This window comes from Bradyrhizobium sp. USDA 4516, from assembly GCF_054055915.1.
The window spans coordinates 4266881-4293252 of record NZ_JBSRXT010000001.1; the positions used below are offsets into that span (position 1 = coordinate 4266881).

Consider the following 26372-nt stretch of genomic DNA (forward strand, 5'->3'; position numbering starts at 1 on the left):
CCGGGCGTGCCGTCGGGCGCGCCCGTCCAACCCCCGAAGGGGAGGGCGATACGATGAGCGACAGACGAACCAAGAGCAAGCTCGCGACCTGGCATGCCGGCGAAAAGGCGATCCAGCAGCAGGTTGGTGTCGCCGAGAAGATGGAGGCCGTCGGCCAGCGTGCGGTGCGCGACTTCATGCCCGACCAGCATCGCGATTTCTTCGCGCAGATTCCCTTCATCGTCGTCGGCAGCGTGGACCGAAGCGGCGACGCCTGGGCTTCGTTGCTGGCCGGTAGGCCCGGCTTCATTTCCTCGCCGACACCGCGCAGCCTCGAGATCGATGCGCGGACTGACGCCAGCGATCCCGTCAGCGAAGGCATGCGCGCGGGCGATGCGATCGGACTGCTCGGAATCGAACTGCACACGCGGCGCCGCAACCGTGCCAACGGGCTGCTGCGTGCATCGTCAGGTAAGGCACTCAGCTTCGAGCTCGATCAGAGCTTTGGCAATTGCGCGCAGTATATCCAGCTTCGCGATTTCACCTTCGTGCGCGCGCCGGACGAACCGTTCACGGGAGAGATCGAGGCAAGCACGGCGCTCGATCAGGCCGCGCGCGACATGATCAGGGCAGCCGACACGTTCTTCGTGGCGTCCTATGCCGAGCGTGAGGACCGTCGTCAGGTCGACGTCTCGCATCGCGGCGGCCGGGCGGGCTTCGTCCGCGTCGCCGACGACGGCACGCTGACGATTCCCGATTTCGCCGGCAATCTGTTCTTCAACACGCTCGGCAACATCCTCGTCAACGGCAAGGCCGGGCTGGTGTTTGTCGATTTCGAAACCGGCGACCTGCTGCAGCTGAGCGGTGACGCTGAGGTGATGCTGGACTCGCCGGAGATCGCGGCGTTTCAGGGTGCCGAGCGGCTGTGGAGCTTCCGTGCCCGCCGCGTGGTGCGCCGGCGCGGCGCGCTGCCGCTGCGCTGGGCGTTCCGGGCCGAAGGCTGGTCGCCGAATTCGCTGATGACTGGCGACTGGGTGCAGACCGCCGACCGAATCCGCGCCGCCGAGCGCGCGACGCAGTGGCGGCCGTTCAAGGTCACTGGGATCGTCGACGAGAGCCGATCGATCCGCTCGTTTCATTTGCAGCCGGACGACGGCGCGGGGTTGCTTCCGCACCGGGCGGGACAGCATTTGCCGATTCGTCTCTCGTTGCCCGGTATCGACAAGCCGGTCATCCGCACCTACACGCTGTCGGTCGCGCCGTCGGACGGCATGTACCGGATCAGCGTGAAGCGCGACGGTGTCGTATCGCAGCATCTCCACGATACCATCCATGTCGGCGACATCATCGAAGCGCGCGCTCCGGCTGGCGGCTTCACGATCGATGCGCGCGAGAAGCGGCCCGCGGTGCTGCTCGCCGGCGGTGTCGGCATCACGCCGCTGCTCGCGATGCTGCGCCACGTGGTCTATGAGGGGCTGCGCACCCGCGGCATCCGGCCGACGACCCTGATCCAGGCCGCGCATGCGAAACAGGACCGCGCGTTCGGCAATGAATTGCAGCAGCTGGTGGATGCCGCCGGCGGCGCGGTGCGGATCGTCCGCGTCCTCGGCGATGTCGACGGCGCCGAGCAGGGCACAGACTACGACGCGGCGGGACGGATCGACATGGCGCTGTTGTCGCGCGTCCTGCCGTTCAACGACTATGACTTCTATCTGTGCGGACCGCCGCGGTTCACCCAATCGCTCTATGACGCCCTGCGCGGCTACAACATTGCCGACGGCAGGATTCACGCCGAAGCATTCGGTCCTTCATCGCTGGTTCGGAAGCCCGACCTCGTCACCGCAGCGCCGCCGCGGCGACCGCCGGCGACAACGCCGGTCCCGGTCGCCTTTACCACTTCGTTGAAGGAGGCGCGCTGGACGCCGGAGGCGGGGACGCTGCTCGAACTGGCGGAAGCGCGCAGCCTTAGCCCCGCCTTCAGCTGCCGGGAGGGCAATTGCGGAACCTGCCGAACGCGATTGCTGGCAGGCGCCGTGACCTATGTGAAGCAGCCCGCCGCCGAGGTAGCCGATGACGAGGTGCTGATCTGCTGCGCCGTGCCGGCGAAGCCGGAGGGCGATGGCGAGGACCGGATCCAGCTCGCGCTGTGACCGAACCGGGCGCATAGCGCTTTCGCGGGCACTCAGCCCATGCTGCCCGGCATGAAGCAGCGTGGCCTCGGGTGCCCGTCCAGATAATACGGCCAGACCATGGTGCGGCCGGCACGGTTCGGTCCGGCGACGACGGCCTCATCGGGAACGTCGACCCACTCGCCTTCGAGCCGGACGCGATAGTGGCCGTCCTTGGTGTCCCAATCGGCGTCATCGACACGCTTCGCGTCGCTGCCGTCGCAGCAGGGGCCCTTGACGGTGCGCAGGCTCTCATACCAGGCGTTCAATTCGGGATGCCCGTGATCATGGGCCTGCACCGGCCCGATCGCCGGCTTCGCCAGCAGGGCGGTGACTACAACGATTGCCGCACGCCAAAACCGATTGTTCATCTGATCCCCAAAATCCGGAAAGCCCATGACAGCCAACCCGGACATGGTCATCGAGATCAGGACATCAATCAGATGATAATCGTCATATAATCACAATCGTGAGAGCGCGTGTGGGCTGCCGGGAGGGCCGGGTGCCGACAAACTCAGGCGAGCAGGCTCATCACCTGGTCGATCACGGCCTTCACCTGCTTCGAATCCGGCCTCTGGTGCGCGAGCGCCAGCAGTCCGGCATGCACCACCATGATGGTGTGGGCGGTGACGTCGGGGTCAAAGCCCTTCCTGAACTGGGCGCGATCGGTGCGCAGCCGCGTGCGCAGCAGCTCTTCGAGCCGCCGGTTGTAGCGCTCGATGCTCTTGCGGAGCTCGACCTGGTCGAGCGAGCCGTCGGTCGCGGAATTGATCGACAGGCAGCCGCGCTGTCCCTTCTCGCCCGAGCAATAGGGAATGAAGCCGGTAAGCCACTGCCTGATGACGTCCCGCGTGGGCCCCGGCTGCGCCAGCACGCGCTCGGCCCAGCCGAGGATGCCGTCGTGATAGCGGTCCAGCACCTTCAGGAACAACGCGTTCTTGTCGCCGAACGCCGCATAGAGGCTGGGTTTCGCGACGCCGCTCGCCGCCGTGATGTCGTCGAGCGAAGTCGCCTGAAAGCCCTTCTGCCAGAACATCTGGCGGGCGATTTCCAGGACATCGTCCGGATCGAAGCTGCGCGGCCTTGCCATATCCATCTTTTTATGTACTCCCGCGTCGGATGTGAAGCCTTCACCTTGCTGTGAAGGCAGGTCCGGCTATTGACGCAATCCATATTCTGTACTTAGAAGTACACAACGAAATCGGGAGATCACGCCATGAAAGCGGTTCAGGTCGTTGCGTTCGGACGTGCAGCGGACGTGGTCAAGCTCAACGAGGTGCCGGACGTCGGCAGCCCCGGCCCCGACGAGATCGTGGTCGCGGCTGCGCCGATCAACAATTCGGATTTCATGATCATCGCCGGGCGCTACGGCTATCTGCCGTCACCGCCGGCCACGCTCGGGATCGAGGGCGTCGGGCGGGTTGTTGCCGCCGGATCGCAGGTGAGGAATCTGAAGGAGGGCGACCGCACGCTGATTCCCTTCACGGTCCCGACCTGGACCGAGCGGGTCAAATTCACCGCATCATGGCAGCGTGCGCTGCCTGACAATGCCGATGTCCAGCAACTGTCCATGATCGGGGTCAATCCGGCCACCGCCTATCTCTTGCTGACCGATTTCGTGAAAGTGCCGCCCGGCGGCTGGGTGATCCAGAACGGCGCCAATTCGGCGACGGCGCGCGCGGTGATCGCCATCGCCAAGTCGCTCGGGCTCAAGACCGTCAACATCGTCCGCCGCGAGGACGTCGTGGACGAGGTCAAGTCGGTCGGCGGCGATATCGTGCTGCTCGACGGGCCGGATCTCGCCAAGCGCGTCGCCAGGGAAACGGGTGGGGCGCCGATCCAGCTGGCGCTCGACATGGTCGGCGGCTCATCCGCCTTGAACCTGATGAACTGCCTCGCGCCAAAAGGAGTGCTCGTCATCTACAGCGCGATGAGCGGACAGCCGTTCTCCGGCTCGGCCTTGAGCGTGATCTTCAACGAGGTGTCGGTGCGCGGCTTCTGGCTCGGTCATTGGGGCAAGACTGCGACGGACGAAGCGTTGGCCGGAATGTACGACCATCTGGTGCCGATGGTAGCATCGGGTGCGATCAGCGCGCCGGTGGTCGGCACCTATCGCCTGGAGGATTTTTCACAGGCGATCGCGCAGGCGGCGGCATTCAAGGGCAAGGTGATCTTCACGCCAAGTTAGGTCGTACCCCCCGATATTCGCCGGCGCGACACGCCGGCGCATGTCCTCACGACGTCACGCCGGGGCAGCTAGACGATGGTCGAGAGCGTGAACGCGTGCCACGCACTCCAGTCAATACCATCATAGGCGCGCACATACATCGTCTCACTGCCGGTGGTGGCGCCGCCACGCATCCAGATATCATCGAGGTCGGCGGCATTGACGTCGATCACGGTGCTGGCTGCCCAATGGGAATTCGCAGAGGTCCAGAAATAGCCGCTGTTGGCGTTGCCGCCGCCATCCCAAAACTGATAGGCGGCCGCGGGATTCGCGTCAGCGTCAGCATAGGACACCAGGTTGCCGACCTGGCTCCACTCGTTGACATGCAAGGTCTGATTGCTGATCGAGGCATCGGGTGCGTGGTTTGCCAGGCTGGTCACGGTGAAGCTGTCCCAGGCACTCCAGCTCGTTCCGTCGAAAGCGCGCACAAACATGGAATCGGTACCGGCCGCGGTGCCACCTCGCACCCATACATTGGCGAGGTCGGACGCCGAGACGTCGATGACCGTGCTGGACGCCCAGTGTGAATTGTCGGGCGTCCAGAAATAGGCGCTGGTCGCAGCCCCGCCACCGTCCCAGAACTGGTATTGGGTGATTGCATCGCCGTCAGTGTCGGATGCCGTCGTCCAGTTGACGAGCTGCGCCCACTGCGCGGCGTTCAGCGTTTGATCGTTGATCGTCGCGGTCGGAGCCGTATTGGTCGACGTCAGATTAAAGCTGTCCCAATTGCTCCAGGCGATACCGTCGAATGCCCTTACCCACATCGTCTCGGAACCGGTCGTCGAGCCGCCCTTGATCCACACATTGGCCAGATCGGATGCTGAAACGTCGATCGTCGTGTTGGCAGCCCAGTGGGAATTGTCGGGTGTCCAGAAATAGGCGCTGGTCGCGCCCGCGCCGGCGTCCCAGAACTGGTATTTGGTGATCGTGTCACCTTCGGCATCGCTGGCAGTGAGCCAGCCTTGCGGTTTGACCCATTGATTGACGTGCAGCGACTGGTCGTTGATGGTCGCGACCGGAGCCGTGTTCGGCGTCGACGTCACGGTGAATGTGTCCCAGGAGCTCCACTCCGTTCCGTCGAATCCCCTTACCCACATCGTCTCGGAACCGGTTGTCGAGCCGCCATGGATCCAGACATTGGCGAGGTCCGCAGCCGAAACGTCTATCGTCGTGTTGGCAGCCCAGTGGGAATTGTCGGGTGTCCAGAAATAGGCGCTGGTGGCGGCGGTGCCGCTATCCCAGAACTGGTACTTCGTGATCGCATCGCCATTGGCATCGGTCTTGGTCAACCAGTTGTCGACGGTGACCCATTGATCGATATGTATGGAATGATCACCGGCTGTCACGACGGGCGGAGTATTGGCCGACGTCAGCGTGAAGCTGTCCCAGTTGCTCCAGTCTGTTCCGTCGAACGCTCTGACCCAGAACGTCTCTGCACCGGTTGTCGAGCCACCCTTGATCCAGACATCGGCCAGGTCGGCGGCCGCCACTTCGATCGTCGTGTTGGCAGCCCAATGATCATTGGTGGAAGTCCAGAAATAGGCGCTTGTTGCGGAGGTGCCGCTGTCCCAGAATTGATATTTGGTGGCTGCATCCCCGTTGGCATCGGAGTAGGTCAGCCAATTCTTGGCTTGCGTCCAAGTATTGGTGTGCAGCTGCACGTCGGGGACCGTGACGACCGGCGCAGTGTTTGGAATCGTCGTGAGCGTGAAAGACGTCCAGTTACCCCAATCGGTCCCGTCGAAAGCGCGTACCCACAGTGTCTCGGTGCCGCCGACCGCACCAGCACGCACCCACACGTCGGAGAGGTCAGAGGCCGAAACTTCGATCGTCGTGTTGGCGGCCCAATGGTCGTTGGTGGAAGTCCAGAAATAGGCGCTGTTCGCAGCTGTGCCGCCGTCCCAGAACTGAAATTTCTGCGCGGGATTGCCGTCGGAGTCGGCATAGGTGAGCCATGGCTGTATTTTTTGCCACTGATTGTACAACAGGCTGTGGTTACCAATCGTGACGACCGGTGCGGAATTGGCCATGGTTTGCTTCCTCGTGGGGTGCGCCGGTCGAGACCGGCTAATTTCCAAGGTGCAAGGCAATCAATTTTGGCCCGTGAGGCGGGCCAGGCTGAGATTAGTATCGTCCGGCTGAGATCAGCGCATTCCGAAGAAATCGTTAATATCAAATTCAGGATCGCAGAATTTCAATGCAGCATCTATGGTGGGTGTCACACCCATCGTCGAGTCGCGTGCGGCAAAACGTCATAGGTATCCCGTTCCGAACGGCCTCGCAGCGGGTGTCGCGACACGCACTCGCCGGTGCCATTCGCGATGGTCTATCCCCGCCGTTGCGGCTTGAGACGCGCCAGGCTTGCCGTTAGCCGTGCAATTCGAACACGGGTCTTTGCGAGACACCGGTGGAGACATCGAACATCGCGGGCCGATGGAAGCAATGCCAGGCGCATTGGAGAAAGGACGTTTCTCATGGCGAATACGACGGCGGAGCTTGAAGCGCTGCTGATGCAGCGATCGTTGACCGATCCGCAGCTTCTGGCGACGGCGGAGGCGGCATCGGACTTCCGGATCCTGCCGGATGCCACCGTGATCAAGATCGGCGGGCAAAGCGTCATCGACCGCGGCCGCGCCGCCGTCTACCCGCTGGTCGATGAGATCGTCGCGGCCCGCAAGGCGCACAAGATCCTGATCGGGACCGGCGCGGGCACCCGCGCCCGGCACCTCTATTCGATCGCGGCCGGGCTTCGGCTGCCGGCCGGCTGCTGTCGCAGCTCGGCGCCTCGGTTGCCGACCAGAACGCGGTGATGCTGGGCCAGCTGCTCGCCAGGCACGGCATCTCCGCGGTCAGCGGCGCCGGGCTGTCGGCCGTGCCGCTTTATCCTGCCGAGGTGAACGCCGTGATCTTCAGCGGCATGCCGCCTTACGGCCTCTGGATGCGGCCGGCAGCCGAGGGCATGATCCCGCCCTATCGCACCGATGCCGGATGCTTCCTGGTCGCCGAACAGTTCGGCTGCAAGGCGATGATCTATGTGAAGGACGAGAACGGCCTCTACACCGCGAACCCCAAGAATTCGAAGGGCGCGACCTTCATCCCGAAAATCTCGGTCGCCGAGATGAAGGCCAAGGGGTTGCAGGATTCGATCCTCGAATTCCCGGTGCTCGATCTGCTCGCCACCGCGCGCCATGTCCGCCAGGTGCAGGTCGTCAATGGCCTCGTCCCCGGCAACCTCACCCGTGCGCTTGCGGGCGAGCATGTCGGCACCATCATCACCGCGAACTGAGCAGGGACCGACCATGGATGACACCATCAAGCACGTCGCCTCGCCGCTCGCGCGCCAGACCCTGCTCGACAGCGATCTCACCCGTCCCGTTGCCGGCGGCCGCCCGATCCCGCTGCTGCCCCGGGGTGCAGGTGGTGAAGATCGGCGGCCGCTCCATCATGGATCGCGGCCACGAGGCGATCCTGCCGATCGTCGCCGAGTTGCGTTCGCTGCTGCCCGAGCACCGCCTGCTGATCCTGACCGGCGCCGGCATCCGCGCCCGCCATCTCTACAGCGTCGGCCTCGATCTCGGCCTGCCGGTCGGCTCGCTCGCGCCACTCGCCGCGAGCGAAGCCGGCCAGAACGGCCATATCCTGGCCTGCCTGCTCGCGCCGGAGGGCGTGTCCTATATCGAGCATCCGACCATCGCGAGCCAGCTTGCGATCCATCTCTCCGCGGCCCGCGCCGTGGTGAGCAGCGCGTTTCCGCCCTATCACCATCATGAATTCCCGGTCTCGCGCATCCCGTTGCATCGCGCCGACACCGGTGCGTTCCTGATCGCCGATGCGCTCGGTGCCGCCGGCCTGACGATCGTCGAGGATGTCGACGGCGTCTACACCGACGATCCGAATGGTCCCGAGGGGAAGAAGGCGCAGCTGCTGCGCGAGGCCAGCCTCGCTGACCTTGCCAAGCTGAAGGGCACGCTGCCGTTCGATCCCGCGCTGCTCGAGGTGATGGCCAATGCGCGGCATATCGAACGCGTGCAGGTCGTGAACGGCCTCGTTCCCGGCCGGCTCACGGCGGCGCTGCGCGGCCAGCATGTCGGGTCGATCATCCGCACCGGCGCGCGGCCGGCCTGATACCGATGTAATGCTCGCGCGTCGCGTTTAGGCGGCGCGCGACCGAGGGACTACTTGATCGTCGCGTGCACGGTGATGACCGAGGTGCCGGATGCCTTCGGCCCCTGGCCCGTTGCCTTGATGGCAAAGGTGTCGCTGCCCTTGTACTTGGCCTTCGCCCTGTATTCGAAGGTCGATGCGTTGATCTTCTTCAGCTTGCCGTAGGCCGGCTTCTGCGAGATCGCGGAGTCCGTCACCGTGCCGCGGATCCCGATCGGGATCTGGCAGCTTTGGCCCGAGGCGACGTCGATATCGCCGCTCGAATTCTCGCCCCAGTCCGCCAATGTCATCGACATCGAACATTCCGGCACGGGCTGCGCCGAAGATGCCGGCGTGACATTTAATGCAAAGATGAGCGCCAGGGCGGCGATCCCCGACGCCCGCGTCGTGACGATACTCGTTTTCATGCAAGGCCCACTGCTGAAATGTTACTGCGCAGGAATCCTGCAACGTGGGAGCAGGGGTGGCAAGGGCTTCGCCTCGCCCGCGCGACATGTGTTGAAATGCTTGCGCGCTTGTTGCGTCGCTGGAGCGCCCCCATAGTCACTGCGGCCCGGTTCGGGACGGAGGCTCACGCGTCAAGAAAGGGTTCCAATGGCTGAGGGCAGCGACGGTCAGGCAAAAGCTCAACAAGCCGGATTCGCCGGCGTCACCCGCAAGACCCTTGAGCGTCTCGCTTTGCCCGGCGATGATCGCGAGCTTGTCGTTGCCGAGGTGACCTATCCGCCCGGCGGGGTCGCCCCGCTGCATCGGCATCCCGTTGGCGGCGTGGTCTTCATCGTCGAAGGCGTTGCCGAGTCCGCGTATGACGACGAGGCGCCGCGCCAGTATCGGGCGGGCGAGACCTTGCAGGATCGCCCTGACGTTCCGCACACGCTGTTTCGCAATTGCGATCCGGAACGGCCGCTGCGCTTCCTGACGATCTACGCGCTCGAGCCCGGGCGCGCCTACGCGATGGAGCCGTGAGGTCGGGAAAAGGCCAAGGCAAAATGTTACGGTTGGCTCACCTGAGGTTTCGGGCTTGCGCCGGCCATCCGAGGTGGAACCGCGAGCAGGAGGCAAACCGACTCCACCAGGAGTTCATGCGCACGGTCGACAATGTCGTCCAACGAACTTGTCTTCGCGAACATGGCCTGGGCTTCAGCCAACAACCGGTCGCGCGTTGGTATGCTGGGCAGATGCAAGTCGGCGCGATGTTGTAACAGAACAAGCGCTTCCCGCACCGACAATCCGGTTTCGTGGACCGACGATTTGATGGCCTGCGCGATGTACTCGGGATTGAAGCGACCAGCGAGTTGTTCAGCCGTTCGCTTTATCACACGCGATCCCAAGCGCTGCTCGTTGCGGAGAACCAGCGTGGGCGGCGCCTTCAGATCCCAGACAATACCGAGCAAGGACAAAGTCACCAAAACATAATAGGTCACATCAATCTCCCACCACCGGAAGCCTTGCCGCGCACTGCTTTGGTAGGCGTGATGATTGTTGTGCCAACCCTCACCCATCGTAAACAGAGCCAGCAGCCAATTGTTGCGGGAGTCATCGCCCGTAACGTACCGCTTGCGCCCGTGAACATGCGCGAGGGAGTTGATGCAAAACGTGGCGTGATACAGCAGCACGGTGCTCCAGAAGAAACCGACCACGAGCCCTGGCCATCCGGCGATGAGGAAGCACAGACCTGCGACCACGATCGCCGGCAAGACCTCCAATCTGTGAAGCCACATCAACTCCGGATACGAGGCAAAATCCGCAACTTTCGTCAGATCAGTTGCATCGTGCTGTCGATAAAAAATCCACCCGAGATGACTGTGCACGAAGCCCTTATGCCCCGGCGAATGCACATCTTGCTCGGTATCCGAATGAAGATGGTGATGTCGATGTTTCGCGGCCCACCAAAGGACGCTTTTCTGAGCGCTGCTTTGGGCGAGGAATGCGAGGATGAATTGAAACGCCCTGCTCGTTGAGTAGGCCCGATGCGAGAAGTACCGATGATAGCCGGCGGTGATCGCAAACATGCGCAGCCAGTATAGGGCGACGCAAATTGCAATCGCTTGCCATGAGACGCCCGTCCAGATCGCCGCCAGACACCCTGCGTGGACCAGCAGAAACGGGAGGACCTGCGGGTACATGATGTCGTCGTGCTGCCGAGCTGGATCGATATTGGTGGACACGCTCGCGACCTCAGCTGCTTCGATGCGCGGGCCGTTTCGCCGGCAGACGGTTCAAGTCCTGGTCCTGGCGGGCATTGCGCGCGGTGTTGACAAAGAGAACCCCGCGGCCGGGTGACCGGTCGCGGGGTCGCGTAACCAGAGGCTTTGCCAGTTCATCCGGGGTCAAAGCATCATGGCCGATTGTCGCAGCTTACACCGCGCGCAGATTGTCCGCAGCAGATTTGCCGGTCCGGCGGTCTGCAACGATCTCAAAAGAGACCTTCTGTCCCTCGTTGAGGGTGCTCATGCCGGCGCGTTCGACTGCGCTGATATGAACGAAAACGTCCTGGCCGCCCTGGTCCGGCTGAATGAAGCCGAAACCCTTCTGGCTGTTGAACCACTTCACAGTTCCCATGCTCATGGAAAATCGTCCTATAGATACGTGTTTGGAGCCGCACTCACGAGTGCAGCGGGCGAATTCGAAGTTCAGGGGGTGAGGGTCGTCAGTCAGGCACGCTATCAGCGGCGAGGCCAAGTCGTTCGGCCGAAATTCGATCAGCGGTACATAGCTACGGTTCGGTCATTCCGCAAGTGGCTTTCTCCCCTTTCTGACCTCGACCGCTGCGTCCCCCTGGGGCAACGGCTGCAATTCACGGTGCTCTGCGGCAACTTTGCCTGACCGGATGGCGGGGACATCGTGCGGTTTGGGGCCACGCGGCCTATTCCTTCTTCGCCGTCAGCCCGTCAACCATTGCGCGCGTCAACGTTGCGATCTCGCTGCGCAGCGCGCCGATCGGCACCGCGATCAGCTTGTGCTCCAGCCCGAGCGCGACCATGCCATGCACGGCTGAGAACAGGCTGCGCGCGGTGACGCCGAGTTGCGCCGGCGAACGCTGCGGAAACAGCGCGGCGAGCGGCTTGTAGATGTGGCGGAACAATTCCATCTGCTCGGTGATCGCCCATTCCGGCACCGGCTTGCCGGGCTGCATGCGATGCTCGAACAGCGCGCGCCACAGTTCGAGATTGTCGGCGGCGAAATCGCAATAGGCGACCGCGATCCGCACCAGCATCTCGCGCGGCGCGGCAGCCCCGCCGATCTCGGCCAGCGACAGCGACGCATCGAGCCGCGCCAGCGTGCGCGAGCCGACGCGCAGGATCAGCTCGTCGACATCCTCGACCAGATTGTAGACGCCGCCATTGGCGACCCCGATTTCCTGGGCCAGTTCGCGGGTTTTCAGGCCACCGAGACCCTTTGCCGCAATCGCCCGTTCCGCCGCCTCGATCAGCGCTTCCCGCAGTTTTGCACGTCGTTCCAATGCCTTGGACATCTTTGATCCTTCGTTAACCATTGTCTTGAGCGTTGCTCAAATATGACTTGAGCAATGCTCATTATGTGGTACAAGAGATTCATGAGCGATGCTCATAACAGGGAGCGATGAAATGTTCAAAACTGTTTTCACTCTTTTCCGCGGCACCGTTGCGGTGGCCGAAGAGGAACTTCAAGATCGCACCGCGCTGGTCATCCTCGACCAGCAGATGCGCGATGCCGCCGCCGCCGTCGACCGCTCGAAGCGGACCCTGGCGCTGGCGATCGCCGGCGACCAGCAGGAGGGCCGGCGGCTCGACGCCACCAACGCCCGGATCGCCGATCTCGAGGTGCGCGCGTCGGCGGCACTCGATGGCGGCCGGGAAGACCTCGCCCGCGAAGCCGCGCAGGCGATCGCCAATCTCGAAGCCGAGCGCGACGCCGCGATGACCGCACGCGCGTTGTTCGCTTCCGAGATCACACGGCTGAAGCGCCATGTCGGCAACGCCGAGGCGCGCATCGCCGAGCTCGACCGCGGCCGGCGCCTCGCCCGCGCATCGGAAGCGGTGCGTTCGCTGCGCCGGAGCGGCATCGAGGCTGCACGCCCCTACGAATCGACGCTGCCGGAAGCGGAGGCGAGGCGACGCTGAAGCGGCTGCGCGAGCGGCAGATGGAGATCCAGGCCGCCGACGAGGCGTTGGTCGAGATCGACGCCGCCTCGGGACCATCAGCCACCGCCGAGAAGCTCGCCGAGCAGGGTTTTGGCCCGCGCATGAAATCGACCGCCGACGACGTGCTGGCGCGGCTGAAAGCCAAGCGCCCGCCAGCAGCCTGAAATCCCAAGCCTGAAACCTCAAGCCTGAACTTCAAGTCTGAAACCAAGCCAATTTCAAACCATCTATCATCAAGGAGACGACCATGAACCAGACCATCCAACCCCACAGCGGCAGCTGGGTTACCTTCACCTACGCGTCCTTTGCAGCCTCCGCCTTCCTCGTCGCCGTCGGCGTGTTCTTCCTGCCGATCGACCTCTGGATGAAGGGCTATCTCACGATGGGCATCGTGATGCTGATCCAGACCTGCGTCACGCTCACCAAGACGGTGCGCGACAATTACGAGAGCAGCAAGTTCGTGAACCGCATCGAGGACGCCAAGGCGGAGCGCCTGCTGATGGAGGTCTCCAAGGCCGGGTGAGCCGAAGTCAAGTCGAAGCGGCGGGTGGTTTCTCGCCCGCCGCTTTCGTCGTTCCGGGGACTTGGCCGACCCCGCCGTCATTGCGAGCGCAGCGAAGCAATCCATTCTTCCGCGTATGCCGAGCGATGGATTGCTTCGTCGCTATCGCTCCTCGCAATGACGGTGTGGATAGGCCGCCGACCGCTTACGGCCAACTTGTTCCGTTTCCGGAAGGCCTTGTTTACCGTGCGGCAAACAGCGTCAGGTTGCGCTCATGGCTCCTTAACAGGGGCGAGTGCAGAGATCGCGCCCGAGGGACAGAGAAATGGCGTCCACGGACAATCCCACGCCGGCTTCGCGCGGCAGCAAGAACCTTGGCAAGAGTCTTGGCAAGGCGCGCGCCGCCTTTGACGGTCTGCGCAGCCATGGCGGCTTCTGGCTGAAGGCGCTGTCGCAGCCGACCATCGATCTCAGCTTGCGCACCCAGGCCGGCCAACGCACCCGCATCGTCGAATCGCCCGGTCTGTCGCTGCCGAGGGACGAGCTCGACGCGCTGGTCGAGCAGCTGCGCATCGTCGCCGCCAAGACGCTGCCCGAGGAGAGCCTGACCTATGGCATCTTCTCCGGCGAACCCGAGCGGCTGTCGCGCGCCGTCGTCACGCTGATCTCGGAGGAAGACACCGGGCGGCCGATCGCGTTCAACGCGCTGTCGGTGATGGACGTGCCGCTCGACGGCGAGCCGGCCGAGGTCACCCATCTCGGCCTCGTCATGGTCGATCCCGATGTGCGCGGGCAGGGGCTGTCCTGGGTGCTCTACGGCCTGACCGCGCTGGTGCTGTTCGCCCGCGACGGGCTGCGGCCGAAATGGATTTCCAACGTCACCCAGGTCCCGGCGGTGGTCGGCATGGTCAGCGATACGTTCTCGGACGTCTACCCGTCGCCGCTGCCGGGCGTGCGACAGAGCTTTGCGCATCTGCAGCTGGCGCGCGGCATCATGGCAAGGCATCGCGCGGTGTTCGGCGTCGGCGAGGAGGCCGGCTTCGACGAGGCGCGCTCGGTCATCACCAACGCCTATACCGGCGGCTCGGACGCGCTGAAGAAGACCTTCGAGATCGCACCGAAACATCGCAACGCAATCTACAACGAGTTCTGCGAGCGCGAGCTGGATTACGGCCGCGGCGACGACGTGCTGCAGATCGGCCGCGTCGATCTTGCCGGCGCGCGCCGCTATCTCATGAGCGAGGTGCCCTCGGGCTCGCTGCCGTCGCTGCTCGCGGCGTCCGCGATGCTGGCGCTGCAGCGGCTGGTGCTGCCGGTGGTCTACTGGATGGACGACAGCCGCGCCTTCGGCACGCTGCGTCCGCGCAAGCAGGATAGCGGGGCCGCGCGATGAATTTCGACTACTATTCCTTCACCGGCCGCAATATCGGTTTCATCGACGAGCACGAGCAGCAGCTGCTGCGTCAGGCGCGGGTGTTCGTCTGCGGCGTCGGCGGCATGGGCGGCGCGGCCTTCATGGCGCTGGCGCGCGCCGGCGTCGGCAAATTCGTGATCGCCGACATCGATCGCTTCGAGGTCTCCAACCTCAACCGCCAGGTGTTCGCCTTCGCCGACGAGGTCGGGCGCGAGAAGGCGGCAGTTGCCGCCGAAGCCGCAAAGCGCATCAATCCGACCATCGAGATCGAGGTGCTTGGCGAGAACTGGACCAGCGAGCTCGCCGCGATTGCCGCGCAGTGCCCGGTGATCGTCAACGGCATGGACGATATCGCTGCCGGCGTGCATCTGTACCGAACCGCGAAGCGCGCCGATGCAACGGTGATCGACGCCTATATGTCGCCGCTGCCGTCGGTGATCGTGGTGCGCCCGCACGATCCGCGGCCCGAGCAGCGCCTCGGCTTTCCGACCCTTGGCAAGGACTGGACCGATATCACCGAGGACGACCGCCGCGCCGCGATGCGCGCCGAAATCGAGCACGTGATGCTGCACTCCTCGTCGCGCAACTATGTCGACCTCGCCATCGCCGGCGAAGTCGCCGCCGGCCGCCGCAGCCGGATGTCGTTTGCGCCGATGGTGATCTCGACCGGCATGCTGATGGCCTATGAGGCGGTCGCGCTGATCCTCGGCCGCACCTCCGGCACCGATTGTCGCGGCTGGTTTCTCAACCCGCACCGGCCCGCGATCGAGAAGCCGCGCAATGCGCTCGTCGCCGCCCTGATGCGTCCGCTGGTGCGGCGGGCCATCGATGAACTGACGGGCGGCAAATGACCTCCGGGGTGATCGCCGATTCCATCGTCAATCTGTGCGGCGCCATCGGGCTCGCCGTGGCGATGATGACGTTCTACCGGCGCGATCCGAGGAGCCCGTTGACGCGCCGCCTGCTGCTCGCGCTCGGCGTGATCGCGATCCTGTTCCTCGACCGCGGTCTTGCCTGGTGGACCGGAAGCCGCCTGCTCGACCGCCTCTCGGTGATCCCGGCCTCGCTGGTCCCGCTCGGCGCCCTGATCGTCACCGAAGGCATCCTGCGGCGCCACGCGCCGCGCGCGGTCAAGATCGCGGCGCTCGCGGGCGCCATCCTGCTCGGTCTCGGCGGCCTGTTCGGACTGCAACGGCTGGCGATGCCTTACGCGATCGCGCTGGCGCTGTTCCAGCTGCTGGGTTTCGCCACTTGCGCGTTGCTGTTGGCAACGCGCGATCGCTCTGCGCTGATGGCTGCGGAGAACCGCAGTATCGGCCGCATGGCGGTCGGCGCGCTGGTCGTGATCCCGTTCATCCTGACCGACTTCCGTACGCTGTTTCCCGATATCCCTGTGCGGCTCGGCGCGCTGGGCGCGCTGCTCACCGTGACCGTGATGCTGATCGCCGGCGGCGGCGCCGAGACGCGCCGGCACGGCCTTGCGATGATGGCGCTGCGGCTGATCTCTTCGGGCCTCTTGGGGCTCGCCGCTGCCTTCATGGCGCCCGACGTCGACGCCGCGCAGATGATCCGTTTCGTCGCGGTTGCGATCGCCGGCGTCCTGACCATCGGGTTGATGACGGACGCGCTGCGGGCGCTGTTCGAATCGCAGGAGCCGGGCGTGCTCAACTCAGTCGCGGCATCGCCGGCGCAGACAAGGGAGCAGTTGATCGCCGAGCTGGCGCGGCACCCGATCTTCGAAAGCGCGCGGCGCTTCCGCGAGAACGAGCTTGCGCTCTACGATCCGCCGCTGCTGCACGACTTCCTGTCGACACGGCGTGTGCTGCGGCGGTCCGACGCGCCGTGGGGACTGGCGCCGACCGATCCCGCGGCCGAGCGCATGGTCTCGCTGATCTCAGCCAACAACGCCTCCCATGTCATCGTGCTCGGACACGATCCGCTCGACCTGATCGTGCTCGCGGTGCCCGTCACCGCGGCCGACCCCGCCACTGAGACCGCGCTGGCGCTGGTGCGCCGGCTGCTGGCGTTGACCCCGGAGGCCAAATGACATCAGAGATCCGCGAGGGCGACCGCAGGGCGGCATTCGACGCCGCGCTCAATGCCTATGGATCCGACAGCCTCTACGTGCCGCCGCTGTGGAGCGATTTCGACCGGATGTTCGATCCGGCGAAGAATCCGTTCGTCACTGAAGGCCACGGCCGCTACGCGCTGTTCTCCGCGCATCGCGATGGCCGGCCGGTCGGCCGCATCGCCGCCTCGATCCACGACGCGTCCAACCACAAGCACGGCACTCGCCATGGTGCATTCGGCTTCTTCGATTGCATCGACGACGTCGAGGTGGCCGATGCGCTGCTGCGCGCCGCCGAGCAATGGCTGTCGGCGCGCGGCATGAGCCGCGTCGCCGGCAATTTCAATCTCACCGCGATGCAGCAGATCGGCGTGATGACCGACGGCTTCGACCATGCGCCGTTCACCGACATGATGTGGTCGCCGCCGCACATCGCAAAGCATCTCGAACGCGCCGGCTACGCCGCGACCTTCCCGATGACGACGTTCGAGATCGCCCTCGACAGTGGCAAGCCGGAGCAATTGCTCGGCGACAAGCAGCGCGCGGTGCTCACTGACCCGGATTTCGTCTGGCAGCCGATCAAGCGTTCCGCCTTCAAGGTGCGGCTGGAGGATGCGCGGCTGATCCTCAATGACGGCTTTGCCGACAACCCGATGTTCGTGCCGCCGACCGCCGCCGAATATCTGTTCCAGGCCGGCGACATGATGTGGATCATCGACAAGCGGATTTCGACCGTGGTCTATCACCGCGGCCGGCCCGCCGGCGCGATCATCGCGATCCCCGACCTCAATCCGCTGATCAAGGCGATCGACGGCCGGGTCGGGCTGTCAGCGCCGTTCAAATTCGTGCAGCACCGCGTGATGAACAGGCGCGCGGTGCTGATCTATCAGTCGGTCTGCCGCGACCTGCACAATCGCGGCCTCAACGGCGCGATGCTCTACCGCACCGCGCTGGCGTTGCAGGAGGCGGGCTACCGCACGCTCGGTGGCACCTGGATCGCCGATATCAACGGTCCGTCGCTGCGCCAGGTCGAGAAGGTCGGCGCCAGGCCGCTGCACCGGCTGCATCTGTTCACCAAGCGGCTGGCCGCGGCATGAGCGAGCTGACGCCGGATCTGCTGCGCGAGGTGGTCGCGGAGGCGCGGCTGGCGCCGAGCGTCCACAACATCCAGCCGACCCGCTGGCGCCTGCTCGGCGACGGGCGGCTGGCGCTGGTCGATGCGACCGGCGTGCGCGCGCCGGTCGCCGACCCCGCGGGGCATGATGTTCTGGTGTCGCACGGCGCGGCGCTGGAGGGCATGAGCCTCGCGCTCAATCGCCGTGGCTTCGCAATCACGGGCATCACCACGCTCGAGCAGCCGCTGTCGCCGCAGTTTGCCGTGCTCTGCTCTTTTGCGATCAAGCAAGGAGCCGAGCCCGATCCGCTGGCGGACCTCGTGGCACGCCGCATGTCGTGGCGCGGCAAGTTCGCGGCATCGCCGGACGATGCGGCGGCGCTGGCGCAGCTCGTTGCCGCGCGCGACGATGTGATCTGCATTGGCGATCGCCGGGCGATTGCCGATATCGCCGGCTGGGCCGACCGGGCCGAATTCTCCTTTGTCCGCGGTGACGACTACCGGGCTGAGCTGCTCGCATGGATGCGGCTGTCGCCCGGCCATCCGCACTATCTGCTCGATGGCCTCAACCGTGATGCGCTGGCCATGAATGTGGTCGAGGCCACCGCCGCGCGTTACGTGCTCGGCAGCCTGTTCAAGCCGCTCGATCGTCTCGGCCTCGCCGCGTCGTTGCTTGCCGACGGCGCCAAGACTGCGTCGGCATCGGCGATCGTGCTGTTTTGCCGTCCGCTCGGTGAGGATCCACTCACGACCGGACGGCATTTCTACCGCGCCTGGCTGGAGATCGATCGCGCCGGTTTCGCGGCGTGCCCGATTTCGGCACTGGCCGATCATCCTGATTTCAACGACCGGCTGCGAAAGCTCGGCAAAATCGGTGCCGATCTGCGCCTCGTCAACGTGTTCCGCATCGGCCGGCCATCAAAACCGATCAAGCCGCGGCATTTCCGGTTGCCGGTTGACCGGCTCATTGTCTGAAAATTAAGCTGCAATCCCCGCTGTCAAAGCTTCACGCGGTCGTGCTATGACGCCGCCCGCTAACCAACGACCGGTGGAGATGATGTCGAAGCAATCGCTGCGCGAGGAGGCCGAACGCCTCATCCGCGAGACCATGGAAAAGCGGAACTTGGTCATCAAGCAGGGCACGACCCGGATCGAGGCCGTTTGCGGCAAATGCGGTGCGCCGAACCGGGTGCAGGCGGAAAAGGGCCAGTCCCGCGTCAAGTTCACCTGCAAGAACTGCGACCACAAGCAGGAAACGCTGTGAGCGGGGCCGCGCTCCCGTCATCCTGACAGAATGTGAATGTATTCAGCGTCGTCCTGGCTTTCGCCAGGACGACGGCGTGCGGAGGCCGCTCGCTACAATTCTCGACGACGCTTCCACGTCATTGCGAGCCACCCGGTCGGCGCGAAGCGCCGCCGGATGACGGGCTTCCGCGAAGCAATCCATCCTTCCGCGTATGCGGTGCCATGGATTGCTTCGTCGCTTCAGCGCAAAATTGCTTTGCAATTTCGTCGCGAGCTCCTCGCAATGACGGGTGGCCTTACTTCCCCTTCACGAACGCGGCGAACGCATCGCCGTAATCCGGATGCCAGCGCGACAGCGGCGGGCGGTTTTCGACGATGTCGCCGGCGGCCCACAGGATGCGGCGTTCGTCGAGTGCGCGCGGCACGTCGTTGTCGGGGCAGAGGATGTAGAAGTCGCCGGCATCGAGGCGTTCGATCATGAAGTCGATGGTTTGCTCCGCTGTCCAGGCGCCGGCTGGCTTCTCGGTGCGGCCGCGGGCGGTCAGCCCGGTGAAGACAAAACCCGGGATCAAGAGATGCGCCGTGATCTTGCAGCCGTCGGTGTTGCGCAGCTGGTGCTGCAGCGCTTCGGTGAATGCCTTCACGCCGGCCTTGGAAACGTTGTAGGCGGGATCGCCCGGCGGCGTGGTGATGCCCTGTTTGGAGCCGGTGTTGATGATCAGCCCCGGCCGGCCGCGCTTGATCATGTTGGGCGCGAACGCCTGCGTGCCGTTGATCACGCCCCACAAATTGACGCCAAGGATGCGCTGCCAATTGTCCGCGGGCCCGAACATCGCGCTGCCTGGCTGGATGCCGGCATTGTTCATCAGGATGTCGGTGCCGCCGAACTTCTTCTCGACCGCGTCCTCCAGGCTTGCGACCGCGTCGGCGCGGCTGACGTCGACAGCCGCCGTCATGATGTCATCAGCGCCGCCCGGCGCCGCAGATGACAGCTTTGTCGCAGCATCCTTCAGCCGTTCATCGCCGAGGTCGGCGATGCAGACCTTCATGCCGGCCTGCGCGAACCGCAATGCGGCGGCAAGCCCGATGCCGGACGCACCGCCGGTGATCACGGCAACATGATTGGCTGATATCACGGGGTGGGGCATCTGCGGTCTCCGGACACATGTGTGGCTGAGTTCTTGTCGCTATCGTACCATGCACGCTGACGCATGGGAGGTTTTCGTGCGTGCCGCCCTGATCAACGCCGGCTCGGCTTTACGGTTTCGCGCTCGCGCTGTAGAATTCGGGATATAACGCTTCCAAAAGACCTCAGCCGACATTTTACAGGGAGTGCAAACATGGCTGTTTCGCAGGCTGTTCCGATCACGCGCCATCCTTATGCCGATGGCTCCTACAAGAAGATGCTGATCGACGGCAAATGGGTCGACGCCGCCTCCGGCAAGAAGTTCGAGACGCACAATCCCGCGACCGGTGAATTGCTCGCGTCGGTCGCCGAGGGCGATGCCGAGGACATCAACCGTGCGGTCGCGGCGGCGCGCCGCGCGTTCGAAGGGCCCTGGAGCAAGGTGAAGCCGTTCGAGCGGCAGAACATGCTGCTCAAGCTCGCCGAGCTCGTCGAAGCCAATTTCGAGGAACTGTCCCAGCTCGACACGCTCGATATGGGCGCACCGATCAGCCGGACCCGCGGCAACCGCCTGCGCGCGCTCGGCATGCTGCGCTACTATGCGGGACAGGCGACCGCGATCCACGGCGAGACCATCGAGAACTCGCTGCCCGGTGAGATCTTCTCCTACACGCTGAAGGAGCCGATCGGCGTGGTCGGCGCGATCATCCCCTGGAACGGGCCGCTGACCGCCTCGATCTGGAAGATCGGCCCGGCGATCGCGACCGGCTGCACCGTGGTGCTGAAGCCGGCCGAGGAATCGCCGCTGACCTCGCTGCGCATCGGCGAACTCTGCATGGAGGCCGGCATTCCGCCCGGCGTCGTCAACGTCGTGCCGGGCTATGGCGAGACCGCGGGCGCCGCGCTTGCCTCGCATCCCGATGTCGACAAGGTCGCCTTCACCGGATCGCACGTCACGGGCCAGTCGATCATCCGCGCCTCGGCCGGCAACCTCAAGCGCGTCTCGCTCGAACTCGGCGGCAAGTCGCCGGACATCGTGTTCGCCGACGCCGATCTCGACGCCGCGGTGCCCGGTGCGGCGATGGCGGTGTTCGCCAATTCCGGCCAGATCTGCAGCGCCGGCACGCGGCTGTTCGTCGAGCAGAAGGTCTATGACGAATTCGTCGGCCGCGTCGCCGAGTTCGGCAGGAAGCTGCAGGTCGGCAACGGCCTCGACCCCAACACCCAGATTGGTCCCTTGGTGTCGCAGCAGCAGATGGACCGGGTGTCGGGCTATCTCGACATCGGCCAGAAGGAGGGCGCCAAGGCGCTTGCCGGCGGCGGCCGCCTCACCGAGGGCGCGCTGTCGAAGGGCTATTTCGTGCAGCCGACCGTGTTCGCCAACGTGCAGGACAACATGCGTATCGCGCAGGAGGAGATCTTCGGCCCGGTGATCTCGGCGATCTCGTTTAGGGATCCGGACGAACTGATCAAGCGCGCCAACGCCACCACCTTCGGCCTCGGCTCGGGCGTCTGGACCACCAATGTCAGCAAGGCGCACCAGGTCGCCAAGGCGCTGCGCGCCGGTTCGGTCTGGGTCAATTGCTACCAGGCGATGGATCCGGCGGTGCCGTTCGGCGGCTACAAGATGAGCGGCTACGGCCGCGAGTCCGGCAAGCAGCACGTCGAGGAATATCTCAACGTCAAGGCGGTCTGGATCAAGACGGGCTAGGGCCGCTTCTTACCTCTCCCCCGCTTGCGGGGAGAGGTCGGATTGCATCGCCAGATGCGATCCGGGTGAGGGGGGTACAGGTCTCAACGCTCGGCGTGTTCGCCGAGGGGAGCTCTCCGCTCCAAGCCCGCATGATTTCGGAATATTAGAATACTACCCCTGATTTGCCCGACGCGTCAAGTTGGGTTGTCGAACGCCGGCCGTCGCCGGCTCCTTTGCATGGGGTTGTTTTCGATATTTTCGTAAGCGCCCCAGCGACAGCCGCCGGTTCCTGCGTTCACCGCCCCGCGGCCTTCTTCGGCTTGCCGATGTCGCTGCGCAGCGCCTCGAGATCCTTGCGCACGGCGCTTGCCGCGTCGCGCTCGATCTTGCGGTAGCGCGCCACCAAGGAGAGGCCGAACGGGGTCAGCACCGCGCCGCCGCCATTCTTGCCGCCCGTCTGCCGTTCCACCGCCGCCTGCCGGCAGATGCGGTTGATCTCGTCGACCAGGTCCCAGGCGCGCTTGTAGCTCATGTCCATGGCGCGACCGGCGGCGGAGATCGAGCCGCATTCCTTGATCCGCTCAAGCAGCAGGATCTTGCCCGGCCCGATCCGGTCCTCGGCATCGAGGTCGATGCGGACGCTGAGGGAGGGGAGCGATGAGGCGCTCGATTTCGACATGGGAGACCTGTTCTCGTGGCAACAGATTGCCACTACCCGCTTTCATGAACAAGATGAACTCGTTAGATAACGGGCATGATCCGGAAAAGTGGGTACCGGTTTTCCGGGCGGATCATGCCCGGACTACAACGGGAAATGACACAAGATTAATTGGGGCAGGCATGAATCCTCCGTCGCTGTTCTCTCCGCTCAAGATCGGTCCCTACCAGCTCGAACATCGCGTCGTGATGGCGCCGCTGACGCGTATGCGGGCGGCGCGGCCGAGCCTCGCGCCGCGGCCGATCAACGCGGAATACTACGCGCAGCGCGCCACCCCGGGCGGCTTGCTGATCGCGGAGGCCTCGCCGGTGGTCGCGACCGGCTTCGGCAATCCCGGTGTTCCCGGCATCTATAGCGAGGCCCAGATCGCGGGCTGGCGCGAGGTGGTGGATGCCGTGCACGCCAAGGGCGGCTTGATCTTCCTGCAGCTCTGGCACGTCGGCCGCGTCTCGCATTCCTCGTTCCAGCCGGGCGGCGCGCTGCCGGTGGCGCCGTCGGCGGTCGCGATCCCCTCCGAGTTCAAGTGCATGACCGCGGACGGCAAGGTGGTCGATTACGAGACGCCGCGCGCGCTCGAGACCGACGAGGTCGCCCTGATGGTCGAGGCCTACCGGCAAGGCGCGAAGAACGCGCTCGCCGCCGGCTTCGACGGCGTCGAGGTTCACGGCGCCAATGGCTATCTGATCGAGCAGTTCCTGCAATCGCGCAGCAACCTGCGGACCGACCGGTATGGCGGCTCGATCGAGAACCGCGTCCGCTTCCTGATGGAGGTGACGCAGGCGGTGACCGAGGTCTGGGGCGCGAGCTGCGTCGGTGTGCGGCTCTCGCCCTACGGCATCGCCAATGGCAGTGGCGAGGCCGACCCGATGCCGCTCTACAGCCACGCCATCACGGCGCTGGACAAGCTCGGGCTCGCCTATCTGCATTTCATCGAGCCGCGCGCCTCGGGCACCGGGCGTGCCGAGGTCGACTGGCAGAACGTGCCGTCGGCGATGGTGCTGTACCGCCCGATGTGGAGCGGCGTGCTGATCACCGCCGGCAATTTCGTCGGCGAAACCGCGCAGAGCGCGGTCGCCGAAGGTCATGCCGATGCGATCGCGTTCGGCCGCTACTTCATCTCCAACCCCGATCTGCCGCGCCGTCTGCAGCGCGGCTATCCCTTGACCAAGTACAACCGCGCCACCTTCTATGCCGGCGAGGAGAAGGGCTACACGGATTATCCGGTGCACGACGAATTGGCGCAGGCGTAACTCTTCGTAGCCCGGATATCGCTTCGCTCGTCCGGGCTACGATGCCTTGATGGGAGACCGTGATGTTTCCGGACGACGAGTTCGAGCCGACCAAAAAGCCAAAGCCGGTGGCGCTGGCGAAGCCCGCGGCCGGCCAATGCCTGTGCGGCAAGGTGCGGTTCGAGATCGACGTGCCGGCGCGCTGGGCCTGGCATGATCACACCGCCGCCAGCCGTCGTGCGCACGGCGCGGTTTACGCGACCTATGTCGGCAGCTGGAAGAAGCGCTTCCGCATCACGCAAGGCGAAAGCGAGCTGTCGCGCTACGAGGACGCGAAAAGCAAGACCGCGCGCAGCTTCTGCGCCAATTGCGGCACGCCCATCATCTACGAACGCGCGCGGTCGCCGCACATGGTCAACATCCCGCGCGCGCTGTTCTCGGGGCGCACCGGCCGGCAGCCGCTCTATCACATCGCGATCGAGGAACTGCAGGAATGGGCCTACACCGGCGAGCCGCTGGTGCCGCTGAAGGGCTATCCCGGCGTGGTCTGGCAGCGCTCGAAAAAGAGGAAGCGCAGCGCGCGCGAGGGGATGTTCTAGCGAGCGCGTCACCTCAGGCGCGCGCCTGCGGAATGCGGCCATGACCGCTTGCTCGATTGCCCCTCGCGCGCAAGTTTGGTCATCTCCCTTGATCCCCGTCGGCCAACGCGCCGACAGGCCTGGAGGGAACATGAAAAATCGCATTACCGGCCGCTCGGCATTTCTGGCGCTGCTGAAGGATGAGGGCGTCACCCATCTGTTCGGCAATCCCGGCACCACCGAACTGCCGATCATGCACGCGCTGAAGGACCATCCCGATCTCACCTATGTGATGGCGATGCAGGAGAGCCTGGTGGTCGCGATGGCCGACGGCTTCAGCCGCGCCTCCGGCAAGCTGGTCGCCTGCAATGTTCATGTTGCGCCGGGCCTCGGCAACGCGATGGGCTCGCTCTACAATGCCAGCTTCACCGGCACGCCGCTGATCCTGACCGCCGGGCAGCAGGAACAGGGCCACGGCCTGACCGAACCGGTGCTCTACGGTCCGCTGGTGCAGATGGCGACGCCGCTGGTGAAATGGGCGGTCGAGGTGACGCGGCTCGAAGACCTGCCGCGCATCGTGCGCCGCGCCGCCAAGATCGCGACCACGCCGCCGACCGGGCCGGTGTTCATCTCGCTGCCCGGCGACATCCTCAATTCCGAAGCCGGCATCGAGCTCGGCCGCTCCACCCGGATCGACACGCGGGTGAGGCCGTCGGAGGATTCGCTCAAGGCGCTGGCCGCGCGCATCCTGAAAGCGGAGCGACCGGTGATCGTCGTCGGCGACGAGATCGTGAAAAGCGATGCGCTGCGCGAGGCGGCCGATCTCGCCGAGACGCTGGGCTGCCCGGCCTGGCAATCGCCGACTCCTTATGGTTCGCACTTCCTCTCCGAAAGCCCGAGCTTCATGGGCGCGATCGCGCGGCTGCAGAAGGTCGCGCGCGACGTGCTGGCACCGCATGATCTGTTGATCGCGCTCGGCGGCGATCCGCTGCGGATGTCCGTTTACAGCGAGGTCGATCCGTTGCCGGACGGCCTCTCGATCGTGCAGGTCGGCCTGGTCGACAGCGACCTCGCCAGGAACTACGGCGCCGAGATCGCGGTGAAGGCGGACGTCAAGGAAACGCTGCGCGCGCTGGTGCCGGCGTTGAAGGAGGCCGGCGACGGCGCGCTGGAGACGCGCGCCAAGCGGGGACTCGCGGCCTTGTCGACGAAGAACTGGGCGGCGAAGCGCAAGGCGCTGGTCGAGCAGATCTCGAAGGCGAGCCAGACCTCGCCGATCGATCCGGACTGGCTGGCGTTGCAGGTCGTGGAGGCGATGCCCGACAACGCGATCCTGGTTGACGAGGGCCTGACCTCGTCGCGCCAGATCATTGGCTTGAGGCCGCATCGCGACCGCTACGGCTATCACGCGCTGGCATCCGGCGGCATCGGCTGGGGCCTGCCGGCCGCGGTCGGCGTCAGCCTCGCCAATCCAGAGCGGCCGGTGGTGTGCTATTCCGGCGACGGCTCGTCGATGTATTCGATCCAGTCGCTGTGGACCGCCGCCAATCACAAGCTGCCGCTGACCTTCGTCATCGTCAACAATGGCGGCTACCGCATCATCAAGCAGCGCCTGCTCGCCTTCCACGGCGACGACAACTATGTCGGCATGGATTTCATCGACCCGCCGGTCGATTTCACCGGCGTCGCGCGCTCGCTTGGGCTCGAGGCGATCAAGGTCACCGATCCGCAGGAGCTGAAGGGTGTGATGAAGTCGGCGTTCAGCCGTCCGGGCGCGAAGCTGATCGAGGTGGTGGTGAGCAATTCGGTGAATTGAGCAAGCCGCGCGCTTGCTGCCTCCCCGTCATCCTGAGGTGCGAGCGAAGCGAGCCTCGAAGGATGTACGGCCCGCCTGGTGGCCGTCGATCCTTCGAGACGCGCGCAAGAGCGCGCTCCTCAGGATGACGGGATGGGCAGATGTGTGTGCCGCGTCATTGCGAGGCACGAAGCGACGAAGCAATCCATGATCCCGCATATGCGGAAC

General features: G+C 64.9%; 23 protein-coding genes and 3 pseudogenes. 17 read left to right on the top strand and 9 right to left on the bottom strand.

Going from position 1 to position 26372, the window contains the following annotated elements; all coding sequences use genetic code 11:
- Positions 1-53 precede the first annotated feature (53 nt).
- On the top strand, positions 54-2129 hold the full coding sequence (locus ACVI1L_RS19790; RefSeq protein WP_456783595.1) for an FAD-binding oxidoreductase: 2076 nt from the start codon (positions 54-56) through the stop codon (positions 2127-2129).
- Between the two features lie 32 nt (positions 2130-2161).
- Here ACVI1L_RS19790 and ACVI1L_RS19795 read toward each other — a convergent pair whose 3' ends face one another.
- Both ACVI1L_RS19795 and ACVI1L_RS19800 read right to left on the bottom strand, forming a co-directional pair.
- A complete protein-coding gene (locus ACVI1L_RS19795) occupies positions 2162-2518 on the bottom strand; it encodes a hypothetical protein (protein ID WP_456783596.1) in 357 nt (118 codons plus the stop codon).
- 143 nt (positions 2519-2661) lie between these two features.
- Positions 2662-3243 (bottom strand): TetR/AcrR family transcriptional regulator, encoded by a 582-nt coding sequence (locus ACVI1L_RS19800; RefSeq protein WP_456777701.1) that lies wholly within the window; start codon positions 3241-3243, stop codon positions 2662-2664.
- A gap of 120 nt (positions 3244-3363) precedes the next feature.
- On the opposite strand from ACVI1L_RS19800, the gene ACVI1L_RS19805 reads away from it, so the two are divergent.
- Positions 3364-4335, top strand: coding sequence for a zinc-dependent alcohol dehydrogenase family protein (locus tag ACVI1L_RS19805; protein WP_456783598.1), 972 nt, complete (start codon positions 3364-3366; stop codon positions 4333-4335).
- Between the two features lie 68 nt (positions 4336-4403).
- Here the strand turns inward: ACVI1L_RS19805 and ACVI1L_RS19810 are convergent, their stop codons facing one another.
- Positions 4404-6404 carry a hypothetical protein gene (locus ACVI1L_RS19810; RefSeq protein WP_456783599.1) on the bottom strand — a complete coding sequence of 667 codons (2001 nt, stop codon included), beginning with the start codon at positions 6402-6404 and terminating at the stop codon, positions 4404-4406.
- 444 nt (positions 6405-6848) lie between these two features.
- On the opposite strand from ACVI1L_RS19810, the pseudogene ACVI1L_RS19815 reads away from it, so the two are divergent.
- Positions 6849-7660 (top strand): annotated as a pseudogene (locus ACVI1L_RS19815) (amino acid kinase family protein).
- A gap of 13 nt (positions 7661-7673) precedes the next feature.
- Positions 7674-8499, top strand: a pseudogene (locus tag ACVI1L_RS19820) (amino acid kinase family protein).
- A 50-nt stretch (positions 8500-8549) separates the two neighbouring features.
- Here ACVI1L_RS19820 and ACVI1L_RS19825 read toward each other — a convergent pair.
- Positions 8550-8834 carry a hypothetical protein gene (locus tag ACVI1L_RS19825; protein ID WP_057017926.1) on the bottom strand — a complete coding sequence of 95 codons (285 nt, stop codon included), beginning with the start codon at positions 8832-8834 and terminating at the stop codon, positions 8550-8552.
- Positions 8835-9132: 298 nt separating this feature from the next.
- Here ACVI1L_RS19825 and ACVI1L_RS19830 point away from each other — a divergent pair, with 298 nt between their 5' ends.
- Positions 9133-9504, top strand: coding sequence for a cupin domain-containing protein (locus ACVI1L_RS19830; RefSeq protein WP_057017895.1), 372 nt, complete (start codon positions 9133-9135; stop codon positions 9502-9504).
- A 26-nt stretch (positions 9505-9530) separates the two neighbouring features.
- Here ACVI1L_RS19830 and ACVI1L_RS19835 read toward each other — a convergent pair whose 3' ends face one another.
- The 3 genes from ACVI1L_RS19835 to ACVI1L_RS19845 form a co-directional block, all read right to left on the bottom strand.
- A complete protein-coding gene (locus tag ACVI1L_RS19835) occupies positions 9531-10664 on the bottom strand; it encodes an acyl-CoA desaturase (RefSeq protein ID WP_057017925.1) in 1134 nt (377 codons plus the stop codon).
- A gap of 232 nt (positions 10665-10896) precedes the next feature.
- Positions 10897-11106 carry a cold-shock protein gene (locus ACVI1L_RS19840; protein ID WP_028341292.1) on the bottom strand — a complete coding sequence of 70 codons (210 nt, stop codon included), beginning with the start codon at positions 11104-11106 and terminating at the stop codon, positions 10897-10899.
- A 298-nt stretch (positions 11107-11404) separates the two neighbouring features.
- Entirely contained in the window at positions 11405-12013 is a 609-nt protein-coding gene (locus tag ACVI1L_RS19845) for a TetR/AcrR family transcriptional regulator (protein ID WP_050385268.1), read from the bottom strand.
- A gap of 112 nt (positions 12014-12125) precedes the next feature.
- Between ACVI1L_RS19845 and ACVI1L_RS19850 the strand changes: the two are divergent.
- The 8 genes and pseudogenes from ACVI1L_RS19850 to ACVI1L_RS19885 all read left to right on the top strand — a co-directional run bounded on the left by ACVI1L_RS19850 (position 12126) and on the right by ACVI1L_RS19885 (position 19024).
- Positions 12126-12826 (top strand): annotated as a pseudogene (locus tag ACVI1L_RS19850) (PspA/IM30 family protein).
- An 83-nt stretch (positions 12827-12909) separates the two neighbouring features.
- Positions 12910-13185, top strand: coding sequence for a YiaA/YiaB family inner membrane protein (locus ACVI1L_RS19855; protein WP_038384293.1), 276 nt, complete (start codon positions 12910-12912; stop codon positions 13183-13185).
- Between the two features lie 304 nt (positions 13186-13489).
- Positions 13490-14557, top strand: a complete 1068-nt coding sequence (locus ACVI1L_RS19860) for a hypothetical protein (RefSeq protein WP_199805262.1) — start codon at positions 13490-13492, stop codon at positions 14555-14557.
- Complete coding sequence (locus ACVI1L_RS19865) at positions 14554-15429, top strand: HesA/MoeB/ThiF family protein (protein WP_057017893.1); 876 nt, start codon at positions 14554-14556, stop codon at positions 15427-15429. Before ACVI1L_RS19860 ends, ACVI1L_RS19865 begins: the two co-directional genes overlap by 4 nt.
- On the top strand, positions 15426-16625 hold the full coding sequence (locus tag ACVI1L_RS19870; protein ID WP_057017892.1) for a hypothetical protein: 1200 nt from the start codon (positions 15426-15428) through the stop codon (positions 16623-16625). The genes ACVI1L_RS19865 and ACVI1L_RS19870 overlap by 4 nt, the downstream gene beginning before the upstream one ends.
- Positions 16622-17743: a hypothetical protein gene (locus ACVI1L_RS19875; protein WP_057017891.1), complete on the top strand. Its 1122-nt coding sequence runs from the start codon at positions 16622-16624 to the stop codon at positions 17741-17743. The genes ACVI1L_RS19870 and ACVI1L_RS19875 overlap by 4 nt, the downstream gene beginning before the upstream one ends.
- Positions 17740-18735 carry a nitroreductase family protein gene (locus ACVI1L_RS19880; RefSeq protein ID WP_057017890.1) on the top strand — a complete coding sequence of 332 codons (996 nt, stop codon included), beginning with the start codon at positions 17740-17742 and terminating at the stop codon, positions 18733-18735. The genes ACVI1L_RS19875 and ACVI1L_RS19880 overlap by 4 nt, the downstream gene beginning before the upstream one ends.
- Before the next feature lie 82 nt (positions 18736-18817).
- Entirely contained in the window at positions 18818-19024 is a 207-nt protein-coding gene (locus ACVI1L_RS19885; protein ID WP_024581255.1) for a hypothetical protein, read from the top strand.
- A 277-nt stretch (positions 19025-19301) separates the two neighbouring features.
- Here ACVI1L_RS19885 and ACVI1L_RS19890 read toward each other — a convergent pair whose 3' ends face one another.
- The gene (locus ACVI1L_RS19890) at positions 19302-20153 is read right to left on the bottom strand and encodes an SDR family NAD(P)-dependent oxidoreductase (protein WP_057017889.1); all 852 of its coding nucleotides are present in this window, start codon (positions 20151-20153) and stop codon (positions 19302-19304) included.
- Positions 20154-20345: 192 nt separating this feature from the next.
- On the opposite strand from ACVI1L_RS19890, the gene ACVI1L_RS19895 reads away from it, so the two are divergent.
- The gene (locus tag ACVI1L_RS19895; RefSeq protein WP_253590513.1) at positions 20346-21842 is read left to right on the top strand and encodes an aldehyde dehydrogenase family protein; all 1497 of its coding nucleotides are present in this window, start codon (positions 20346-20348) and stop codon (positions 21840-21842) included.
- A gap of 277 nt (positions 21843-22119) precedes the next feature.
- Here the strand turns inward: ACVI1L_RS19895 and ACVI1L_RS19900 are convergent, their stop codons facing one another.
- Positions 22120-22503: a winged helix-turn-helix domain-containing protein gene (locus ACVI1L_RS19900; RefSeq protein WP_016846469.1), complete on the bottom strand. Its 384-nt coding sequence runs from the start codon at positions 22501-22503 to the stop codon at positions 22120-22122.
- 161 nt (positions 22504-22664) lie between these two features.
- Between ACVI1L_RS19900 and ACVI1L_RS19905 the strand changes: the two genes are divergently transcribed.
- The 3 genes from ACVI1L_RS19905 (at position 22665) to ACVI1L_RS19915 (ending at position 26165) form a co-directional block, all read left to right on the top strand.
- Positions 22665-23792: an alkene reductase gene (locus tag ACVI1L_RS19905; protein WP_456783600.1), complete on the top strand. Its 1128-nt coding sequence runs from the start codon at positions 22665-22667 to the stop codon at positions 23790-23792.
- 62 nt (positions 23793-23854) lie between these two features.
- Positions 23855-24370 carry a GFA family protein gene (locus ACVI1L_RS19910; RefSeq protein ID WP_229190744.1) on the top strand — a complete coding sequence of 172 codons (516 nt, stop codon included), beginning with the start codon at positions 23855-23857 and terminating at the stop codon, positions 24368-24370.
- 130 nt (positions 24371-24500) lie between these two features.
- A complete protein-coding gene (locus tag ACVI1L_RS19915) occupies positions 24501-26165 on the top strand; it encodes a thiamine pyrophosphate-binding protein (RefSeq protein ID WP_057017884.1) in 1665 nt (554 codons plus the stop codon).
- Positions 26166-26372 lie beyond the last annotated feature (207 nt).

What these genes read in the sequence shown, in the direction of transcription:
- ACVI1L_RS19790 (WP_456783595.1), top strand. Translation starts at nt 54, where the DNA reads ATGAGCGACAGACGAACCAAGAGCAAGCTCGCGACCTGGCATGCCGGC.
- ACVI1L_RS19795 (WP_456783596.1), bottom strand. Translation starts at nt 2,518, where the DNA reads ATGAACAATCGGTTTTGGCGTGCGGCAATCGTTGTAGTCACCGCCCTG.
- ACVI1L_RS19800 (WP_456777701.1), bottom strand. Translation starts at nt 3,243, where the DNA reads ATGGATATGGCAAGGCCGCGCAGCTTCGATCCGGACGATGTCCTGGAA.
- ACVI1L_RS19805 (WP_456783598.1), top strand. Translation starts at nt 3,364, where the DNA reads ATGAAAGCGGTTCAGGTCGTTGCGTTCGGACGTGCAGCGGACGTGGTC.
- ACVI1L_RS19810 (WP_456783599.1), bottom strand. Translation starts at nt 6,404, where the DNA reads ATGGCCAATTCCGCACCGGTCGTCACGATTGGTAACCACAGCCTGTTG.
- ACVI1L_RS19825 (WP_057017926.1), bottom strand. Translation starts at nt 8,834, where the DNA reads ATGTCGATGACATTGGCGGACTGGGGCGAGAATTCGAGCGGCGATATC.
- ACVI1L_RS19830 (WP_057017895.1), top strand. Translation starts at nt 9,133, where the DNA reads ATGGCTGAGGGCAGCGACGGTCAGGCAAAAGCTCAACAAGCCGGATTC.
- ACVI1L_RS19835 (WP_057017925.1), bottom strand. Translation starts at nt 10,664, where the DNA reads ATGTACCCGCAGGTCCTCCCGTTTCTGCTGGTCCACGCAGGGTGTCTG.
- ACVI1L_RS19840 (WP_028341292.1), bottom strand. Translation starts at nt 11,106, where the DNA reads ATGAGCATGGGAACTGTGAAGTGGTTCAACAGCCAGAAGGGTTTCGGC.
- ACVI1L_RS19845 (WP_050385268.1), bottom strand. Translation starts at nt 12,013, where the DNA reads ATGTCCAAGGCATTGGAACGACGTGCAAAACTGCGGGAAGCGCTGATC.
- ACVI1L_RS19855 (WP_038384293.1), top strand. Translation starts at nt 12,910, where the DNA reads ATGAACCAGACCATCCAACCCCACAGCGGCAGCTGGGTTACCTTCACC.
- ACVI1L_RS19860 (WP_199805262.1), top strand. Translation starts at nt 13,490, where the DNA reads ATGGCGTCCACGGACAATCCCACGCCGGCTTCGCGCGGCAGCAAGAAC.
- ACVI1L_RS19865 (WP_057017893.1), top strand. Translation starts at nt 14,554, where the DNA reads ATGAATTTCGACTACTATTCCTTCACCGGCCGCAATATCGGTTTCATC.
- ACVI1L_RS19870 (WP_057017892.1), top strand. Translation starts at nt 15,426, where the DNA reads ATGACCTCCGGGGTGATCGCCGATTCCATCGTCAATCTGTGCGGCGCC.
- ACVI1L_RS19875 (WP_057017891.1), top strand. Translation starts at nt 16,622, where the DNA reads ATGACATCAGAGATCCGCGAGGGCGACCGCAGGGCGGCATTCGACGCC.
- ACVI1L_RS19880 (WP_057017890.1), top strand. Translation starts at nt 17,740, where the DNA reads ATGAGCGAGCTGACGCCGGATCTGCTGCGCGAGGTGGTCGCGGAGGCG.
- ACVI1L_RS19885 (WP_024581255.1), top strand. Translation starts at nt 18,818, where the DNA reads ATGTCGAAGCAATCGCTGCGCGAGGAGGCCGAACGCCTCATCCGCGAG.
- ACVI1L_RS19890 (WP_057017889.1), bottom strand. Translation starts at nt 20,153, where the DNA reads ATGCCCCACCCCGTGATATCAGCCAATCATGTTGCCGTGATCACCGGC.
- ACVI1L_RS19895 (WP_253590513.1), top strand. Translation starts at nt 20,346, where the DNA reads ATGGCTGTTTCGCAGGCTGTTCCGATCACGCGCCATCCTTATGCCGAT.
- ACVI1L_RS19900 (WP_016846469.1), bottom strand. Translation starts at nt 22,503, where the DNA reads ATGTCGAAATCGAGCGCCTCATCGCTCCCCTCCCTCAGCGTCCGCATC.
- ACVI1L_RS19905 (WP_456783600.1), top strand. Translation starts at nt 22,665, where the DNA reads ATGAATCCTCCGTCGCTGTTCTCTCCGCTCAAGATCGGTCCCTACCAG.
- ACVI1L_RS19910 (WP_229190744.1), top strand. Translation starts at nt 23,855, where the DNA reads ATGTTTCCGGACGACGAGTTCGAGCCGACCAAAAAGCCAAAGCCGGTG.
- ACVI1L_RS19915 (WP_057017884.1), top strand. Translation starts at nt 24,501, where the DNA reads ATGAAAAATCGCATTACCGGCCGCTCGGCATTTCTGGCGCTGCTGAAG.